15 protein-coding genes are annotated in these 18,660 nt (G+C 47.3%); 13 read left to right on the top strand and 2 right to left on the bottom strand.

The features are described from left to right. Positions 1–11: 11 nt before the first annotated feature. Genes ABVF09_RS13970 through ABVF09_RS13955 form a run of 4 tightly spaced genes read left to right on the top strand, consistent with a single transcriptional unit; the run spans position 12 to position 4,539 of the window. A complete protein-coding gene (locus ABVF09_RS13970; RefSeq protein WP_237648725.1) occupies positions 12–1,169 on the top strand; it encodes a glycerate kinase in 1,158 nt (385 codons plus the stop codon). Beyond that, positions 1,166–2,794 carry a sodium:solute symporter family protein gene (locus tag ABVF09_RS13965; RefSeq protein ID WP_371069432.1) on the top strand — a complete coding sequence of 543 codons (1,629 nt, stop codon included), beginning with the start codon at positions 1,166–1,168 and terminating at the stop codon, positions 2,792–2,794. The genes ABVF09_RS13970 and ABVF09_RS13965 overlap by 4 nt, the downstream gene beginning before the upstream one ends. Before the next feature lie 10 nt (positions 2,795–2,804). Continuing rightward, positions 2,805–3,347, top strand: coding sequence for a hypothetical protein (locus tag ABVF09_RS13960; protein ID WP_371069431.1), 543 nt, complete (start codon positions 2,805–2,807; stop codon positions 3,345–3,347). Between the two features lie 58 nt (positions 3,348–3,405). Next, on the top strand, positions 3,406–4,539 hold the full coding sequence (locus tag ABVF09_RS13955; RefSeq protein ID WP_371069430.1) for a CdaR family transcriptional regulator: 1,134 nt from the start codon (positions 3,406–3,408) through the stop codon (positions 4,537–4,539). Between the two features lie 348 nt (positions 4,540–4,887). Here ABVF09_RS13955 and ABVF09_RS13950 read toward each other — a convergent pair whose 3' ends face one another. Further along, positions 4,888–6,654, bottom strand: coding sequence for a glycoside hydrolase family 13 protein (locus ABVF09_RS13950; RefSeq protein ID WP_371069429.1), 1,767 nt, complete (start codon positions 6,652–6,654; stop codon positions 4,888–4,890). Positions 6,655–6,947: 293 nt separating this feature from the next. Between ABVF09_RS13950 and ABVF09_RS13945 the strand changes: the two genes are divergently transcribed. The 7 genes from ABVF09_RS13945 (at position 6,948) to ABVF09_RS13915 (ending at position 14,781) form a co-directional block, all read left to right on the top strand. Then, positions 6,948–8,222 (top strand): sugar ABC transporter substrate-binding protein, encoded by a 1,275-nt coding sequence (locus ABVF09_RS13945; RefSeq protein ID WP_026571826.1) that lies wholly within the window; start codon positions 6,948–6,950, stop codon positions 8,220–8,222. A 72-nt stretch (positions 8,223–8,294) separates the two neighbouring features. Next, positions 8,295–9,623 carry a carbohydrate ABC transporter permease gene (locus tag ABVF09_RS13940; protein ID WP_026772447.1) on the top strand — a complete coding sequence of 443 codons (1,329 nt, stop codon included), beginning with the start codon at positions 8,295–8,297 and terminating at the stop codon, positions 9,621–9,623. Next, on the top strand, positions 9,623–10,462 hold the full coding sequence (locus ABVF09_RS13935) for a sugar ABC transporter permease (RefSeq protein WP_026571828.1): 840 nt from the start codon (positions 9,623–9,625) through the stop codon (positions 10,460–10,462). Before ABVF09_RS13940 ends, ABVF09_RS13935 begins: the two co-directional genes overlap by 1 nt. Before the next feature lie 85 nt (positions 10,463–10,547). Then, entirely contained in the window at positions 10,548–12,902 is a 2,355-nt protein-coding gene (locus ABVF09_RS13930; RefSeq protein WP_371069428.1) for a glycoside hydrolase family 31 protein, read from the top strand. 35 nt (positions 12,903–12,937) lie between these two features. After that, positions 12,938–13,957, top strand: a complete 1,020-nt coding sequence (locus tag ABVF09_RS13925) for a LacI family DNA-binding transcriptional regulator (RefSeq protein ID WP_272914959.1) — start codon at positions 12,938–12,940, stop codon at positions 13,955–13,957. Further along, positions 13,954–14,088, top strand: coding sequence for a hypothetical protein (locus ABVF09_RS13920; protein WP_371069427.1), 135 nt, complete (start codon positions 13,954–13,956; stop codon positions 14,086–14,088). Before ABVF09_RS13925 ends, ABVF09_RS13920 begins: the two co-directional genes overlap by 4 nt. A 108-nt stretch (positions 14,089–14,196) precedes the next feature. Then, entirely contained in the window at positions 14,197–14,781 is a 585-nt protein-coding gene (locus ABVF09_RS13915; protein WP_051382242.1) for a spore coat protein, read from the top strand. Between the two features lie 347 nt (positions 14,782–15,128). On the opposite strand, the gene ABVF09_RS13910 is transcribed toward ABVF09_RS13915, so the two are convergent. Then, entirely contained in the window at positions 15,129–15,944 is an 816-nt protein-coding gene (locus tag ABVF09_RS13910) for an alpha/beta fold hydrolase (protein WP_371069426.1), read from the bottom strand. Between the two features lie 163 nt (positions 15,945–16,107). On the opposite strand from ABVF09_RS13910, the gene ABVF09_RS13905 reads away from it, so the two are divergent. Both ABVF09_RS13905 and ABVF09_RS13900 read left to right on the top strand, forming a co-directional pair. Beyond that, a complete protein-coding gene (locus ABVF09_RS13905; protein WP_051382241.1) occupies positions 16,108–16,551 on the top strand; it encodes a hypothetical protein in 444 nt (147 codons plus the stop codon). Positions 16,552–16,848: 297 nt separating this feature from the next. Next, complete coding sequence (locus ABVF09_RS13900) at positions 16,849–18,630, top strand: methyl-accepting chemotaxis protein (protein ID WP_371069425.1); 1,782 nt, start codon at positions 16,849–16,851, stop codon at positions 18,628–18,630. Positions 18,631–18,660: the final 30 nt, after the last annotated feature.

Here is an 18,660-nt window from a genome sequence, read left to right as displayed (position 1 = left end):
GGGGTATCAACATGAAGTATGTAATTGCCCCTGATTCTTTCAAAGGTTCCATCACGAGCATCGATGCAGCCAAAGCGATCAGCCGTGCTGTCAGGGAAGCGGATGAACAGGCTGAAGTAGTAGAGTTGCCGATGGCTGACGGTGGTGAAGGGACGGTCGATGCCGTTCTGCTTAGCAGAGGCGGAGACAAAGTAACGTGCCAGGTAGAGGATCCGCTTGGCAGGATGATTGCGGCAAGCTATGGCTGGGTGGAATCAGAAAAAACGGCGGTCATTGAGACGGCTGCTGCTTCCGGACTGCCGTTGCTGACGGAAGAGGAGCTGGATCCTTGGAAAGCGTCCAGCTATGGAACCGGCCAGCTGCTCAAGGATGCATTGGAAAAAGGGGCGGAAACAGTCATTCTCGGACTTGGCGGAAGTGCAACCGTGGATGCAGGTGTCGGATTGTTCCAGGCATTGGGACTGAAGGTCTACGGGCAAGACGGCCGTGAAATGGGGCGGCTCGGCGGGCGGCTCGACCGGATAGGGAAAGTAGACGCCTCCGACCTCCACCCTAATCTGAAGCAAGTCAAATTTATCGTCGCCTCCGATGTGACCAATCCGTTGCTCGGCAAAGACGGAGCTGTCGCGGTGTTCGGCCCGCAAAAAGGCATATCGGAGGAGGATCTTGAAAATTTCGAAGCAGGAATGGCCTCCTTTGCTAAAGTAACAGGCAAAGCAGTAAAGCGGAACATGACCGAAGAACCGGGCAGCGGTGCTGCTGGCGGAATCGGATTTTTGCTTTATTCGTTGTTGACGGTCGAATTCCGCAGCGGCCTGGAGCTGATGGTCGAATTGACCAAACTGGATGAACACTTGGACCGAGCGGACGTTGTGTTCACCGGAGAAGGAAAAGTGGACGGGCAGTCGTTGTTCGGCAAAGTGCCGGTAGGTGTCGCCCGGACTGCCAGGAAGAAAGGGATACCGGTTGTGGCGTTTGCTGGCATGATCGGCGATGGTCTCGACCGGCTCTACGAGGAAGGGCTCACGGCTGTCGTACCGATTGTAGATCAGCCGATGAAGCTGAAGGACGCAATGGCTGAAGGGAAAGCGTTGTTATATAAAGCAGCCAAGCGGACGATGCAGCTGATTTTACTAGATAAAAGGGAGATTGGGAGGGGAACAAAATGAATAACTTTACAACGATCGATTTTATCGTTTTGATTGTTTATGTATTGGGGATAGCATTTTTCGGTGCATTTTTCGGAAAAAATCAAAAATCCACGAAGGACTATTTTTTAGGCGGACGCAGCATTCCCTGGTGGGCAATCGGATTGTCGGTAATGGCGACACAGGCCAGTGCGATTACATTTATCGGTGCGCCAGGCTGGGGATATTCCGGCGGACTGGAACGGATAAACACCTATATCAATGTTCCGCTGGTCATGGCATTTTTGATGGTGACCATCGTGCCGTTCTTTTACCGGACGGAAGTATATACGGCATATGAATATCTGGAAAGGCGGTTCGATGCGAAAACAAGGTCGCTGACAGCCGGTTTATTCCTGGTGGCTCGCGGGCTGGCCACAGGAGTGGTCTTGTATGCCCCTGCGTTGGTCTTATCCGTTGTGACCGGCTGGGATGTAAACGTTACAATTATCATCATGGCGATCATCGCGGTTGCCTATACCGTTCTGGGCGGAATTTCCGCTGTCATATGGACAGATGTCATTCAAATGTTTGTCTTGTGGCTGGGAGCCGCATTAGCCATCATTAAAATCATCAGTACCATGCCGGACGGTTTTTCCGGTGCCATGGATATCGGTGCTGAGGCAGGTTTGCTGCAGTCGCTCGATTTCCGGTTCGACTTGTCTGTGGAGTATAGTATTTGGGCCGGTGTCATCGGTGGTTTCTTCATGCATGCCGCTTATTTCGGCACAGATCAAAGCCAGATTCAACGGGTATTGACGAGTAAGTCCATCAAGGAAAGTAAAATGTCTTTGATTGTCAGCGGATTGTTCATTTTTCCGCAAATGATGCTGTTCCTGATTATTGGAATTATGCTGTATGCATTCTACTCGCAGGCTGGCAGCCCCGGAGTTGAAAACTTGAATGAACTGTTCCCGCTGTTTGTGGTCAACAACTTTCCCGTAGGTATCACCGGGTTGATCATTGCCGGCGTCTTCGCAGCAGCGATGTCGAGCCTTGATTCGGCTTTGAACTCACTGTCAGCGGTGTCGATTCGTGACTTTTACGCAAAATATTTCAAAAAAGACGCCTCGGAAGGCCATTACTTAAAAGCTTCCCGTTGGGCCACGATTTTCTGGGGAGTATACGCGACGGTTTTTGCCTTTTTTGCAGGGAACCTCGGCCCGGTCATCGAAGTGGTGAATGAAATCGGCTCTTACTTCTATGGTGCTCTGCTTGGTGTTTTCATACTGGCTATCTTTTTCCGGCGAGCGAACGGTACCGGAGCATTTGCCGGAGTCATTGCCGGAATGCTCGCTGTCTGGGCAGTGGTTACGTTTGCCGATATCTCGTTTTTGTATAATAATGTTGTCGGAGCTGTCGTAGCAGTAGCTGTTGGATATGCCGTCAGCCTGTTTGGCAAAGCACCGGTGAAGGAGAAACTTGCCGGCCTGGTATTCGGTGACACGGAGCCGGTGCAGGAAGTATTGAAAAGGCGTCAGTCGGAAGCTGATAAAATAAAAGAAATCGAAGAGGAAAAATCGATGAAAAAATGGCCGTACATTTTGGTTGGCTACTTCTTCGTCACCTTGCTGATTTTATATATCATTCAAACAACAACGATGTAGGTGAAAGCACATGGATAGCTATGTATTGCAACAGGCCGTTGGGCATGAGGAAGCCGTACGGTCGATTAGACAACATCAAAACAACCTGATTGCCAAATGGCAGCGGTTGTTCCGCTCGGGACGTCAATTGACCTCCATTGAGTTGGTCCATCTTCCTTACTGGTGCTTTACCTATCAGTATCACAGCAAGCAGATGAAAGATCCGATCCGGGGGAAGGTTGCAGTGGAAACATATCGTCACCATACGGCCATTCTTCCAGAATCAGCTCAATACGACCCGGCGGAAAACGAACAGACATTGCTCCTGCCATGCGGTGTGCCTGTTCCGGAGGTCGCCCGGGATGAAATTTACTGGGAGGCTTTCAGCCGCGAAAAGAAGCGCAAAGACATCACCGTGGATATCCTGGAAACGTCCTTGTTGTATGTACCATACTGGATTGGCTACCTTCAGGGGGAAACCATCGATATTATAGCGGTAGATGCTGCAAATGGAAAAATTGACTTAGGAATCAAAGATTCACTGCTGGAAGCTGTCATGGCTTCCAGCAAATAAAGGGCTGCCTCGACGGCAGTCCTTGCTGTATTTCAAAACAACATGCGGGGGATGGCAAATGGCACTTTTATCTGAAGCAATCGCACAGCAAATCGTTTTGGAAATGGAAAAAATCATTGAACGTAATATCAATATCATGAATGAGACAGGCGTCATCATTGCAAGTAAAGATACAGAGCGGATCGGCAGCTTTCATGAAGGAGCTTTGAAAGCGATTCAGGAAGGGGAGACGGTTCCGATTTATTCAGATCAGAGCCACCAAGGGGCAAAGGCAGGAATGAACATGCCGATTTTATTCAAAGGAGCGCTGATTGGCGTGATCGGTATTACCGGGCATCCGGACGAAATCAGCGACTATGCCAAAATCATTCACAAAATGACCGAGGTGATGGTAAAAGAAGCGTATGTAAGCCAGGAACTTGAACTGGAAAAGAGCGCGAGAGAGCGGTTTGTGCATGAATGGATGCAACGACAATGGACCGACCGGCGTGATTTTATGCTGCGTGCAAAAACATTGCGCATCGATATGTCGACATCAAGACAGGTTCTACTGTTTGATCTTGTCCATGTAAAGAGAAAACAGGATTCAGAAGTGACCAGGCAGGAACGCTTACGCTCGATCATGAAAGAAGTTGGCGACATGCTTGGTGTCGGGGAGCAGGATATCCTGGTGATGTGGCAATCCAACCAGTTTGTTTTGTTGAAGCAAAACGCGCCTGCTTTCTTTCCTTCCCGGGTAAAGGAGAGCCTCCGGCGTCTGAGCAGTAATCAAGTCAAAATTTATTGCGGTTTGGGCAGACAGCATCACGGCATGGATGGCACAGTGAAATCATTCGAAGAGGCACAACAAGCGGTGTTTTTCGCCAGGCAAAAACAACAGTCCGTTGTTGTATTTCAAGAGTTGGGTATCGAGTCGGTTGTTTTCCAGATTCCCGAAACGGTAAAAGAAGATTTTGTCGAGCGGTTTTTCCCTGTTTTTCATGATGAAAAGCAGCATCAACTGGTGGAGTCTGTCAAAGTGTTCCTCGAACATGATCAAAGCATTGCGTCGGCCAGTGATGCGTTGTTCATTCATAAGAACACCTTGCAGTACCGTTTGAAAAAAATGGAGCAGTTGACGGGTCTTGATCCCCGGAAATTTCAGGACGCGGCATTATATTGGCTGGGCTTGGCATTCCTGGAAAAACACTGAAACGAGCTCGGGACAAAAGCATCGTGGCCAAAATAAAAATCGGACTTCTAACCTTCTCTTTTGAAATGTGCTACTCTCCACCCCGGCAAGGCACTTCGCTTTCAGCTCGTGCAGTTCCCGTCGGAGTCTCCGTATCTTGCCTTCACTTCGTTTTCACGGTCTGAGTTTCAAGACAAGAGGAATAGAACCGAATTTTGTGGACATGCTTTTGTCCCGGCTTCGTTTTTTAAAGTGATTCCTTTCTTAGGACTGGGTGTAGTGTACTAACAAACGTAATCCTTCGTCGTTACGAAAAACACATTGTCTTATTAATTAAATCTCCGCTATCGAGCGGGTAAGCCCGGTGATTTATTGTTCGAAAATACGAAAGCCAAATGGCGGCAATTCCATTTCGACAGGTAATGTTGCCGGCTGTTTTTTCAGAATGCCTTCAGCTGAAAGTCGCCATTCCCGTGAGTCAGGTGTTCCCACGAAATCTCCAGTCGATAGCAGTTCAGCTTCGGGGCTATTGTTGAGGACAAATAACAGCCTGCCGGTTTTGCCGGATTTTTCATAAACCAGACACTTTTCATTGCTGGTTTCATGAAAGCGGAAGTCGGCATGATTGCCGAAAAGCGGCTCGTTTTTCCGAAGTTCGATCAGGGAACGGACAAAGGCGAACAGCTCCCGGTCCTGTTTGTCTTCTTCCCACTCCATGCATGCGCGGCACCCTGGATCTTCTCCCCCGGCCATGCCTATTTCGTCCCCATAGTAAAGACAAGGCGTACCAATAAAGGACAATTGGAACAAATAAAGTAATTTGATTTTATTTTTGTCGTGGTCGGCTAGTGTCGCTATCCTTGGCGTATCATGGCTGTCGAGCAGGTTGAATGCCGATTCGTTGACGTTGGCTGGATACATATGCAAGACCTTTGTGATTGATTGTGCGAACTTCGATGCAGGGATCTTCTGTTTCGCAAAGAAGTCCACCGTTCTATTGGTGAATGGATAATTCATCACCGCATCGAATTGGTCTCCCCTCAGCCAAGGCATGGAATCATGCCAGATTTCTCCCAATATATATACATCGGGCTTGACACGCTTAACCGTTTTCCGAAACTCCCTCCAAAAGCTATGGTCGACTTCGTTGGCGACATCGAGCCGCCAGCCGTCGATATTGAATTCTTCCACCCAGTATTTAGCTGTCCGAAGTAAATAGTCTTTTACTTCCGGGTTGTTTGTGTTCAGTTTCGGCATGGAACCGACAAAGCCGAAAGTGTCGTAATTTGGTTGGCCGTCCGCTTTGACAGGAAATTCCCGCAGGTGGAACCAATCTTTGTAGCGCGAACGTTCCTGATTTTCCATGACATCCTGAAACGGCGGGAAATAATAGCCGCTGTGATTGAAAACCGCGTCGAGCATGACCCGGATGCCGCGTTTGTGACAAGCATCGACCAAACGGCGAAAGGTTTCTTTGTCGCCAAATTGCGGGTCGATCTCCATGTAATCGATCGTGTCATATTTATGATTGGAATAGGCGGTGAAAACAGGGGTGAGATAAATACCGTTGATTCCTAGTTCCTCCAGATAATCCAAGTGATCCATCACACCTTGGAAATCTCCACCGAAGAAGTTCTCCGGTGTCGGTTTGGCACGTCCCCATTCCACCGTCCCGGGCGGATTGAGGGCAGCATCGCCATTAGCGAAGCGTTCTGGGAAAATTTGATACCAGACCGTGTCCTTCACCCAGGCTGGCGGTGAAAATAAATCCACGGCATGCAAGTAAGGAAAGCAAAAATAATTGGCGATATCACTTGGTTTGGAATGGAAAAATCCACCCTCGGTGAAATAGCAGACTTCCTCTTCAGATTCACAGTGAAAACCGTAACGGAGCCGGCGGAAAGGCGGTTTGATTGCAGCAAACCAGTAGTCATGCAAATCCGTGGAGCCGGTTTTTTTCATCGGTTTACTGTCTGTTTGCCATTTTTCCTCCTTCCAATCATATGGGTCTCCATGGATGAGGGAGACACTGTTGATATCATCTTTTTTTGTTTGAAGCAAGATGTGCAGCGTTTCCTGATCATACATGTAGGCGAAGTTATCCTTCGGCCGGTGATAGACTGCTTCTTTTATCATCCTTAAACTCCTCCCGGGAGAGCGGGCCTGTTGGCACCCATTTAAAAAACCCCGTTTTCCAAATGGAAAACGGGGTTGTGGCCAGAGCCAGGCATTGCCCTCAGATTATTGTCGATCAATTGCTACCAATATACAGAAAGCGCTTCAACTCGTCAACCCATGGATTTGTGTTTTTTTTGGGGTCAGGCCCCACTTAAAAAAATAAGTGAAAACGGTTGCACAAATGAAACGTGCGGTGTAGAATGTAATCATATTAGTGCAAACGTTTGCGCAAAAGAAAAGGGGAGAAGAAAATGAACAAAAGTCTTAGAATGTCGATCAAATTCATCCTGCTGTTGAGTTTTTGTTTTTTACTGGCGGCGTGTGCGCCAGAGCGTGAAGAACCGGCAGGCGGAGAGGATTCTGACCAAGCATCCGCTGAAAAACCGGAAGAGCTGACGATTTGGGCAAATGACGAAGAAGCCCAGTTGGAAGCAATCGAAGACATAGCAGCTGATTATGAAGAGCAGGAAGGAATCAAAGTCAACGTGGTTGCAAAATCGATGCTGGATCAGGAACAGGAATTGGCACTTGCCGGGCCGGAAGGAAAAGGGCCTGATTTATTTTTCCAGCCTCATGACCGTATAGGGAACATCGTGGCACAAGGACTTGCCGAGCCGCTCGAATTGTCGGATGAGCAAATCAGCGGTTACAGCGAAGCTGCGATGGAAGCAGTCTCCTACAATTATGACGGGCAAACCGATTGGTATGGAGCGCCGATGGTCTTTGAAACGTATGGTATTTTTTACAATACGGATATCATTCCGGAAGCTCCTGAGACAATAGAAGATTTGCAGAATGTGGTCAGCGAGCACACCAATCCTGAACAAGAACAGTATGGTTTTCTGATGAAACCGAATGATCTTTACTTTGCTTATCCGTTCTTCAAAAACTTCGGTGCCTATATTTTTGGAGGGGATACCGGTGAATATGATACATCCGATATCGGCCTGAATAACGATGGTGCTGTGGAAGGCGGAGAGCTTTATCAATCATTCTTCGGACAGGAAAAAATCCCTGCATCCACGACCTCCGACGTAATCGACGGATTGTTTACAGAAGGCAAGGTCGGTGCCGTTATAAACGGGCCATGGGCCATTCCTGGATACAGAGAAGCGCTTGGTGACAGTCTTGCTTTTGCTCCGTTCCCTACGATTAACGGAGAGCCGGGAGAAACGTTGGTCGGTGTAAAATCCTGGATGGTTTCTTATTACTCGGAAAATAAAGATTGGGCAACCGACCTTGCGTTGTTTTTAACGAATAATGAAAGCTTACAGCATTACTATGAAATAGCAGGCGAACTGCCGCCGAACACGGAAGCCCTGGAAGCGATTGAAGATCCGATTCATGCTGCGTTCGCGGACCAAATCCAACATGGCGTTCCGATGCCAAGCACCCCGCAGATGTCACAAGTATGGGAACCCATGAACAATGCGTTGCAGTTCTTGGCGGATGGAGAAGATGTCCAGCCTGTATTGGATGAAGCAGTCGAACAAATCAAGGCAAATATAGAGGCTTCGGGACAGTAAGTATTTTAGGGGTAATGGGAAGGAGCATCTTCCCATTATCTTTATGAAATAGCTAAAAAAGGGGTGAATCAAATGGCCTTGCCTGATTACCAGCAAGAAGACAACAAGGATACAAGGGGAAGCAAGAAAAAGAAACATAGTCCGGCACTGGCGGTTTGTCTATCAATATTGTTTGCGGGTCTTGGACAGTTGTACAACCGCCGCTATGTAAAGGGGATTTGTTTCCTTATCATTGAAGCTGCATTTCTGGCGACAATGTTGCAATCAATCAATTATGGACTTTGGGGACTCCGGACACTCGGTACGATTCCGGGAACAGACCATTCCATCCGGCTGTTGGTGTTTGGCGTGCTTTCCTTAATTGGCGTGTTTTTTGCTCTTGCTTTGTACATTGCCAATGTCCTTGACGCCAGAAACCAGGCACGGAAGATACAGAATGGGTGGAAGCCTTCATCGTTCCGGGATGCCATCAGCTCGTTTTATGAGTATGCGTTCCCTTATTTGATGACTTTTCCCGGTCTGCTGCTCATGGTTTTTGTGGTTATTTTTCCTTTGTTATTCTCTGTGCTTTTGGCCTTTACCAACTATAATCTATATAATTCGCCGCCACGTAATTTGGTAGACTGGGTAGGTTTTGACAACTTTGTCAACCTGGTAACAGTTCCGCTGTGGCAGGATACATTTTTGAGTGTGTTTTCCTGGACCATTGTCTGGACGGTCGTCGCGACTACACTGCAAATCGCTTTGGGATTGTTTCTCGCCTTGATCGTGAATGATCCCCGCATTAAATTTAAAAAACTGATCCGCACGGTCTTGATTTTACCTTGGGCTGTCCCAGCCTTCGTGACAATCTTGATTTTCTCCGCCATGTTCAATGATGACTTCGGAGCCATCAACAGAGACATTATCATTCCGCTGCTTGGAGGCGGTGGTTTGCCATGGCTTAGTGATCCATTTTATGCCCGGATTGCCATTATCCTGATTCAAACATGGCTGGGATTTCCGTTTATTTTCGCTTTGTTTACCGGGGTACTGCAAAGTATCTCGAAGGACTGGTATGAAGCGGCGGATGTGGATGGTGGCTCCAGGCTGCAAAAGTTCCGTCATATCACATTGCCGCATGTCATGTTTGCTACTGCGCCTTTGCTGATCATGCAGTATGCGCAAAACTTCAACAATTTCAATATCATTTATTTATTCAATGAAGGTGGACCACCTGTGAGAGGGCAAAATGCCGGCGGGACCGACATCCTGATTTCCTGGGTTTATAAATTGACCTTCGATACCAATAATTACAGCATGGCTGCAGTTATTTCCATCATCATGGGAGTGATCGTCTCCTGTTTCGCTTTTTATCAATTCAGAAAAACTCGATCATTCAAAGAAGAGGGTGAAATTTGATGAACCAGAAGAAAAAATCAAGAATCGAAGTCGCAGCCATGTATTTGGTACTGACGGCTGTCGCCGTGGCGATATTTTATCCACTGGTTTGGACGATCGGCATTTCTTTCAACCAGGGTAACAGCCTTTACTCATCCTCCATCATTCCGGAAAATTTCTCTTTGGATCATTATAAATGGTTGTTCAGTTCGGAGAGTGACTACCTGCTCTGGTACAAGAATTCTCTGATTGTGTCTGGTGTAACAGCTGTCGGCAGCGTTATTTTCACTTCGCTAGTAGCCTATGCATTTTCACGCTATCAATTTGTCGGCAGAAAAAACGGTTTGTACATCTTTTTGCTGCTGCAAATGTTTCCGGTCATGATGGCGATGGTCGCTCTGTATATTTTCCTTAACATGATCGGCCTGTTGGACACGCTGACAGGGTTGATATTGATCTACTTAGGAGGACAAATTCCGTTCAATGCCTGGCTGGTGAAGGGTTACTTTGATACGATTCCACGTGAACTGGATCAAGCCGCACGGATTGACGGCGCTGGGCACTTGCGGGTGTTTTGGAGCATTATGCTGCCGCTGGCCAAGCCGATACTGGCTGTCGTCGCCTTATTCAATTTCATGATGCCGTTGTTCGATTTTCTCTTGCCTTCGATTGTCTTGTCCAGTGCTGACAATTACACGCTGGCGGTGGGACTCTACAACTTTATCAATGACCAGTTCGCCAACAATTTTACCAGATTCGCAGCAGGGTCGATTCTGGTGGCAGTGCCGATTGCCGCTGTTTATCTATACTTGCAACGCTATTTGATTTCCGGATTGACAGCAGGCGGCACAAAAGGCTGAGAATGTTGCGCCTTTTACTTTGAATCTCATATGAAAACGTTACAATAAAATAGATACTTACAGCTTGATGAACAGGAGGTACGACATGTTAGAAGATACTAGTTTTGCGATTCATCCAGGTGCGGAGCAGCAGAGGAATACGGCTGTCTATCACGACATCGGCAATGTGAAATACCAGGAGAAAGGGAACGATTCGTTTCATTTCATCTGTGAAAACGGACAGGTCGCTATCCGCTTTTATACGGAAGCCATTGTCCGCATCACCATGAATCCAAAGGGCGAACCGAGTTGGGGTCAATCACGCTCCGTAGTTGCAGAAGCAAAGAAAGTCGACGTCGAGGAGGATGGCACTGCGGAGGTTTATGAATTGAAAACAACGGAGCTTCATTTGTCGATTTCCAAGACTCCTTTCCGAATCCGCATTTATGACCGGCAAGGAAGGGAATTGGTAACGGAAGCGGAACAAGGGATGGCATGGCAGGAAAACGGTGAGGTAGCCGTCTTTAAACAGATGCATGAGAATGATCACTTTTACGGATTTGGAGAGAAGGCCGGTTTTCTCGATAAACGCGGTGAAATGTATGAGATGTGGAATACGGACGTGTATGCCCCGCATAATCCGGAAACAGACCCGCTCTACGAGTCGATACCGTATTTCATGACGCTGAGAGACGGAAAAGCGCACGGCATCTTTTTTGATAATACGTTCCGTTCCTGGTTTGATATGCGTTCTTTCGCAGAGCGTTATGCTTACCGAGCAGAAGGAGGACAGCTTGATTATTATGTAATGGCAGGTCCTGAACCAAAGCACGTATTGGAGCAATACACATACCTGACAGGGAGAATGCCGCTGCCTCCGAAATGGGCGATCGGTTACCATCAGTCACGTTACAGCTATCAGACGGAAGAAGAAGTGCGGGAAGTTGCTCAACATTTTATCGACCGGGATATCCCGCTCGATGTGCTGCATCTCGATATTCATTATATGAACGGGTACCGTGTTTTCACTTTTGATGAAGGACGGTTTCCAAATCCGGAAAAACTTGTTCGCGATTTGCGCGAAATGGGGATAAGGGTCGTGCCGATTGTGGATCCCGGTGTCAAAAAAGACCCGGAATACCCGACTTATCAGGAAGGGGTCACCGGTGATTTGTTTTGCAAGTATCTCGAAGGAGATATTTATTTCGGTGATGTCTGGCCGGGGACAAGTGCATTTCCCGACTTCACCGAAGAAAAAGCCCGGAAATGGTGGGGGGAAAAGCATCGTTTTTACACGGAAATCGGTGTCGAGGGTATCTGGAATGATATGAATGAACCGGCTGTTTTCAATGAAACGAAAACGATGGATGTACAGGTCATGCACCGGAACGATGGAAGTCCTGCCACCCATCGCGAGCTTCACAACCTGTATGGGATGTTGATGGGAAAAGCGACTTATGAAGGATTGAAAGATCAGCTCGACGGTAAGCGTCCATTCCTGCTGACCAGAGCCGGATTTGCCGGGATTCAGCGTTATGCTGCAGTCTGGACGGGAGATAACCGCAGCTTCTGGGAGCACCTGCAAATGTCCCTGCCGATGGTGATGAACCTTGGACTGTCCGGAATTTCTTTCACGGGACCGGATGTCGGTGGATTTGCACACCATTCGAACGGAGAACTATTGACACGTTGGACACAGGTGGGGGCGTTTACGCCTTTTTTCCGTAACCATTCGGCCATCGGTTTTTTGTATCAGGAGCCATGGCGTTTTGGAGAAAAGTATGAAGCAGTGATCAAGGAATATATCGAGATGCGGTACCGCTGGATGCCGCAGCTGTATTCGCTGTTTGCCAAAGCAAGCAGTCAGGGATTGCCGGTGATGCGGCCATTGTTCATGGAATTCCCCGAGGATGAGAAAACGTACAATCTGAATGATCAATTCATGATCGGCGATAATGTGATCATTGCCCCGATTCTCGCTCCGTCAGTCGTGGACCGTGCCGTTTACCTTCCGGAAGGGGAATGGGTCGAGGCATCCAGCGGCGTGGCGTATCAAGGGGAAAACACCTATTTGATCCATGCTGAACTGGAAGACCTGCCGTTGTTTATTAAAAAAGGGACGGCGGTGGCGCAGACAGATTGGACGTCCAACAAAGACAAGTCATGGAAAAGGGTGCGGATGGATATTTATGCCGGTGATCAGGGAGAGGATTACCGTTTTACGTTCTATGATGATGACGGGGAAACTTTTGCTTATCAGCATGGAAGCTATTTGGAACTGGAAGTGGAGGTTGTGTCGACCGAAGAAGCTGTCAAGGTGGATATCGTTGATCGTCGAGGCGATTATGTACCGGCATATCAGCAAATCGATATCCATGTAATTGGTCGGAAGGACGGCCAGGATGTTATACTGAATGGAGAAAAAGAAAACGGAGACAGTTACCTGTCGTTGACAGATTGAACGAATAACAAAAAAGTAGAGGGTGGACTTGGCTGATGGTGACAATAAAGGATGTAGCAAAGGAAACAGGTGTATCCCCCTCTACTGTGTCACGCGTGATTGCGGACAATCCGCGGATCAGTCCGGATACAAAGCAAAAAGTGCGCGAAGCAATGGAACGGCTCGGCTACCATACCAATATCCATGCACGTAACCTGGTGGCTAAGTCGACTAAAGCAATCGGTGCCATCATGCCGTCGTCTGCTAATAAAGCGTTACAGAATCCGTTTTTTCCCGAGGTTCTTCGGGGAATCGGTTCTGTCATTCATGAACGACAGTATTCGTTGACCCTTTCCAGTGGCGAGACAGAACAAGAAATTCTGGAAGAAGTACAGCGGATGGTGTATGGCAGTTATGTCGATGGACTGATTTTGTTGTATTCCCGTGTGGAAGATCCGGTCGTGGCCTTTCTCGAGGAGCGGGATTTTCCGTATGTCATGATCGGCAAGCCCTTTGCCAGGCTGGAAGAAATCACCCATGTCGACAATGACAATTTTATGGCTGGAAAGCAAATCACCAATCATCTTATTGCAAGAGGCCATGAGAAAATCGCCTTCATCGGGGGTTCCAAGGACCTTTTCGTTACGAGGGACCGGGAGTCCGGCTACCTGGCGGCGTTGACAGATGCAGACTTGCCGCATGACGAAGACTATGTCATCCATACGGAATTTTTAAAATCAGGAGGAAAGGAAGCGGTCGAACAGTTGCTTTCTCTTCCTATACGTCCAACCGGGATTGTCGTGACAGATGACTTAATGAGCCTTGGTGTACTGAGCACTCTCGAGGAATCCGGCGTCCAGGTGCCTCATGATATCTCGTTGGTCAGTTTCAATAATGCTTATTTGTCTGAGATAACAAAGCCGGCGTTGACAACCGTCGATATCAATATTCATGAGTTAGGCGCCCAATCAGCCAGGGCGCTAATTGAAAGGACGATCGACAACAAAATCCCTCCGAAGCGGATCATTGTGCCATATACCATTATTTACCGTGGTTCGGTGAAGGAGCAAAAATGAGTAAAGGAATTTTCGGTGGCCGGGACAAAAGTATGGCTATCAAAACAAAAACCGAGCGAATGAGGGAATCGTTCGGTTCTAGTTTTGAGCACGATGCTTTTGTCCCGGACTCTTTTTTATTTGAAAAGTGACTTTGGGGTATAGTCCTTCTGGGAATTCAAAGATAGCGCATTTAATTTTTGGATTGGAAGACAATAGGGAGTGGATCAAGTCCAACTATACTTATTGGAGGTATTACGATGAATGCACCAGCTCACGAGCTTCTAGAAACACAGGAAGCACTTAGAACCAAAGCAGCAGAAATTGAACAGCATGGCTTTTTTGCCAATCAATGTAATGACCAGCAGCTAAAGGGCATGCTGACAAGACACCAGCAGCAAATGATAACGGCCTATCAGCAAGGGGTCAATTTAATGCAAGGCAAGAATGTACAACTTGCCCACCAATACCCGAATTTCCAGGCAGTCAACACTATGCCGGGGATGCAGCAGAACAATTCTTCGGCACCGTCGGTGAATACTCAGTCGCTTTCGGATCAGACAATGGCGACATTGGCATTGAATGCTCATAAAGCAGGTGCCATGATGGGAATGCAGTGGGCAAATGAATGTGTGGACCCGCAGCTTCGCAGTTATCACGTGAACGGCGCTAATTTGTGCCAGGAAATGGCGTATGAAATGTGGAGCTGGATGAACCAAAAAGGTTACTACCAGCCAGCACAATTCAACTCCCAGCAAACTTCGACCATGGCCGCTTCTTTTCAGCCGATGCCCAACCAAATGGGCGGTCAGACCAACCAGTTCCAATCCGGACAAATGCAATGACCGAAAAACAGTACCGCTACCTACAAAGGTCCGGTACTGTTTATTTTTAGGAGATAAGCAAGAGATGTGCAGCTCCAGCGGCCCCCCTCGAAGATTTAAGCAAAGCCTCTGTGTGTGACAATAGACCGCCGCTTCGAGGCCTTGGTTGAGCTTGTCGATGGGTGTTGATGAAGGTGTTGTCACAGGATGTGGAAAATTAGCCTGTACTCATTTAAACAGGCCTTTGCGCTTTTCTTTCTAGAAAACCCTTGTTAAGGTGTCAGCAAAAAGGCAACACGGAAATGCAGCTTCGTTTTTTCTTCTGCCATCGCTTGCGCTCCGTTCGTTTCGTAATACCCTTACCCAGCTTATGCATCTAGATGCTCTAAAAAGGCAGCTGCCGCAAGTGTTGGTTGGTCAATCATGGAGTAATGGCTTGCGTTCGGAATGATCTTAAACACGGACCCGGGAATCGTTTGATGAAGGATCATCCCCCAGTACGGAACCAGGAATCGATCATGCTGCCCCCAGAGCAGGGTGACAGGTTTGCTGATGTTTGGTAAGTAGGGGACAAGGTCTTCTGTTTGATGGTGATTAAGGGCCAAGGATGCTTGACGGAGCTCCTCCGGTCCAGATGGCGTATTAAATGGAGAGGTGAATTTTTGAAGCAAACCAGGCGTCAGCATGGAAGGGAAGTACACTCCTTCTCTAAGCATCCGTTCAATGAATAAAGGAGACGGCATGAATTCTTCTGCAGTTGGATATCTGATTGATTCAACGATAGGCAACGGCCAGTTGGCATACGTAACGCCATCAATGACAATCATGCTTTTCATCCGTTCGGGATGATGGACTGCAATGATTTGAACAACTCCCCCGCCCAAATCGTGACCGATAAAGTGAGCTTTTTCAATTTGAAGCTGATCCATTGCGGTAAGAATATATTGGCTTTGTTTTGGCAAGGTCAAGTCTTCGCAAGGTCCCCGATCTGATTTTCCGTATCCGATCATGTCCACAGCCAATACGGTATAGTTTTGCTTGAGGTAAGGTATCACATAGTCCCATAAGTGGGAATTAGTCGGAATTCCGTGGTTTAAAACAACAACATCCTTACCGTCTCCTTGATTGAAAAGGCGGACATTCATATTATATTTCCCTACATTTATTTTCCGTTCGTCAACCACTTTATCTGCCCCTTTCGATATCCCTTGTTAATTTATGCAATCCAACGAATCGGTTGCCTGTCTGAGCAGCAATCTGCAATGAAATCGTTTAGATTATGCTGAAAAAGGATATAGATTACTAGCACAATTATTCATTACGGCTAATTAAACGGAGGGGATTCACATGAAAAAATCAACAATGGGAATGATTGCCGGATCTACAGCTTTGGTCTCAGCAGGTACGGTTATGGCTGTGAAGAAATATCAGGAAAAATCGGGAAATGGAAGCGTAAACGCCAATGAGATGATGGAAAAGGTCAAAACAGGGGCGGGCAAAACCATGCAAAAGGCCAAAACGGCCATCGATAAGCAAATGGATATGATGAATAAAGAAAAACAAATGATCGATCAAGCGGACGCAAAATTACAAGATGGCAAAGGTTCTTCCAACCTTGATCCAACCATCCAAAAAAAAGATGAAATCGAAAGCCCCGATGCCCCCGAGGATGAGGCAGAAAAAGGTTTGACAGGGCTGGATCACGAGTATCGTTCAGAATGGGTTGCCAACGGCTTCCCGCAAACCCATCGGGAAATGGAAAAGCTGGAAGAGGAAGATGATAGTAAATAAAGAAAGCAAACCGGACCTTCTAACGGGTCCGGTTTTTTGCCGCCCAAATAATGGATAGGTAGTATGTCTTACGGAGTCTATGAAGTGAAACGAAGGGACGGCGTAAATTTTCGATCATACTAACGGGCAGTATCCGGATAGCCCGCGGCTTTTCTGTCAATCTCGAACCACCTGATGTGTTTGGTCACTCGCATTTAAAGTTTTTGTAAAGTATCGACGATTGCATAGCAATCCCCTCCAGGTTCTTTTAAAATTTGCTACAGATAGACAAGAAAAATAAAAAGGTGGTAGGGGGAAATGGGGATAAAGTTTTGGGCAGGCAGTAAAAACAAGAAGCATGCAACAAGACGGACAGCCTTAAGGAGTTACTTTTTGAAAAAAAGCAAGTGGAACAATATCACGATAAGTCGCAAACTGTTGTTGCAGGCTTTTTTGACAATTGGGCTTTATCTTGCTGCCGCCGTTATCATTGGCAGTTTGCTGGTCAGTTTAGTGAAGGATATACATCGTATTAAGATTCAGGAAGAACGGGCGGTGCAGATGACGGAAATTGGTTCATTAATAAGGTCGAAGGACATCCGCATCGCCGATTATATAACGTTTTTGCGAAGTGAAGACCAGCAGGAATACCGTCAGCTTCGGAACAGTCTGAATGAAAAAATAAAAGAAGTATCTGCCGCTGTAACTGATACTCCAGCGGCTGGAACGTTCCGGGAAATCGAAAATAACAACCGGGAAATCGATAAACTGTTTGTCGACAATGTCGTCCCGTCAGTGGTTCGAGGAGACACGGAAATATATACCGATGCACGTTTGCAGATTTCTGCGCTTCGTAATCAGAATGTCGAACTGCTTGATCAACTTAAAACGGATGTTCAAGCTGACAGTAACCAATTGATCACTGCAGCCGAAAACAATATCAGGACAGCCATGATTTCCATGGCGGCGGTAATAATGATTGTCAGTATTATCAGTGCCGGAATGGCCGTTTTGATTGCCCGCACCCTTAGACAAGGGTTGAAGCAACTAGTGGAAGTCAGTCATCGAATTGCGGACGGAGATTTGACCAACGAAGAAATTGATTATGAAGGGGAGGATGAAATCGGACAGCTGACCAAAGCGGTGAACAAGATGAATCGGAAAATCAAGGAGATGGTCGGCCATATTCAGCAAACATCCCGTCAAGTCTCCGGGCAGAGCGACTTTTTATACCGGCATTCCAATGAAGTACAACAGGCGAGTGAAAATATAGCAGCCACCATGCAGCAATTATCGGCAAGCTCCCAGGAACAAGCCGGTTTTTCACAAAGCATTCACGGGATAGTCAGCGGTTTCTATCAGGATATTGAACGGGCAGATGCAAAGGGAGCTGAATTGGCTGCCTCTTCCAAACAGGTCCTGTCTGCCACCCAGGCCGGGAGTGAATCGATGAACAGCACAACCAGCCAGATGAAAGAAGTGTATGCTATTTTTGAAAGTGCTGTGGAAAAAATGCGCAATTTGGACGAGAGTTCCAAGGAGATTTCTCATTTGGTGGAAGTGATCAAGGGAATTGCCGCACAAACGAATTTGCTTGCACTCAATGCTTCGATTGAAGCAGCCAGGGCGGGCACTGCCGGAAAAGGGTTTGCCGTGGTGGCCGAAGAAGTCCGGAAGCTTGCAACACAGGTCGAGCTTTCTGTCAGTGAAATCACCAGAATGATTTCGGGAATACAGGCCGATACAGCGAATGTTTCCTCATCCCTGACCGATGGTTATCAGCAAATCGCAGAAGGAAAACAGAAATCTTTGGAGACAGAGACAAGTTTTCATTACATACAGGAAGAGATGGCAGGAATGGCCGATGGAATCCAAACCATCTCTCAGACAATCCGACAGCTGAGCTTGAACAGCAAAGATATCAACCAATCGGTCGATAAAATCGCAGATATCACCAATCAATTTTCAATCGGTTTTGAGCAAGCGTCTGGTTCGGTTCTTGAACAGAAGCAGGAAATCAGAGGTGTTTCCGACAGCGCCGCCACCCTAGCAGATTACGCAAGACAACTTGATAAGGCGGTCGCACGCTTTACCATATGAGGCCGGGCGTGCCGGAACACCAGCACTGTA

This window comes from Sediminibacillus sp. JSM 1682029, from assembly GCF_041366435.1.
Lineage (GTDB): Bacteria > Bacillota > Bacilli > Bacillales > Amphibacillaceae > Sediminibacillus > Sediminibacillus terrae.
Note: the sequence above shows the minus strand (reverse complement) of the source record. Positions and strands in the feature narration are given on the sequence as shown.

Bases quoted from the DNA above. Each gene is read 5' to 3' on its own strand.
- ABVF09_RS13920 (WP_371069427.1), top strand. From the start codon at position 13,954: ATGAGTAAAGGAATTTTCGGTGGCCGGGACAAAAGTATGGCTATCAAA.
- ABVF09_RS13970 (WP_237648725.1), top strand. From the start codon at position 12: ATGAAGTATGTAATTGCCCCTGATTCTTTCAAAGGTTCCATCACGAGC.
- ABVF09_RS13960 (WP_371069431.1), top strand. From the start codon at position 2,805: ATGGATAGCTATGTATTGCAACAGGCCGTTGGGCATGAGGAAGCCGTA.
- ABVF09_RS13940 (WP_026772447.1), top strand. From the start codon at position 8,295: ATGGCCTTGCCTGATTACCAGCAAGAAGACAACAAGGATACAAGGGGA.
- ABVF09_RS13925 (WP_272914959.1), top strand. From the start codon at position 12,938: ATGGTGACAATAAAGGATGTAGCAAAGGAAACAGGTGTATCCCCCTCT.
- ABVF09_RS13915 (WP_051382242.1), top strand. From the start codon at position 14,197: ATGAATGCACCAGCTCACGAGCTTCTAGAAACACAGGAAGCACTTAGA.
- ABVF09_RS13935 (WP_026571828.1), top strand. From the start codon at position 9,623: ATGAACCAGAAGAAAAAATCAAGAATCGAAGTCGCAGCCATGTATTTG.
- ABVF09_RS13965 (WP_371069432.1), top strand. From the start codon at position 1,166: ATGAATAACTTTACAACGATCGATTTTATCGTTTTGATTGTTTATGTA.
- ABVF09_RS13905 (WP_051382241.1), top strand. From the start codon at position 16,108: ATGAAAAAATCAACAATGGGAATGATTGCCGGATCTACAGCTTTGGTC.
- ABVF09_RS13950 (WP_371069429.1), bottom strand. From the start codon at position 6,654: ATGATAAAAGAAGCAGTCTATCACCGGCCGAAGGATAACTTCGCCTAC.
- ABVF09_RS13930 (WP_371069428.1), top strand. From the start codon at position 10,548: ATGTTAGAAGATACTAGTTTTGCGATTCATCCAGGTGCGGAGCAGCAG.
- ABVF09_RS13900 (WP_371069425.1), top strand. From the start codon at position 16,849: ATGGGGATAAAGTTTTGGGCAGGCAGTAAAAACAAGAAGCATGCAACA.
- ABVF09_RS13955 (WP_371069430.1), top strand. From the start codon at position 3,406: ATGGCACTTTTATCTGAAGCAATCGCACAGCAAATCGTTTTGGAAATG.
- ABVF09_RS13945 (WP_026571826.1), top strand. From the start codon at position 6,948: ATGAACAAAAGTCTTAGAATGTCGATCAAATTCATCCTGCTGTTGAGT.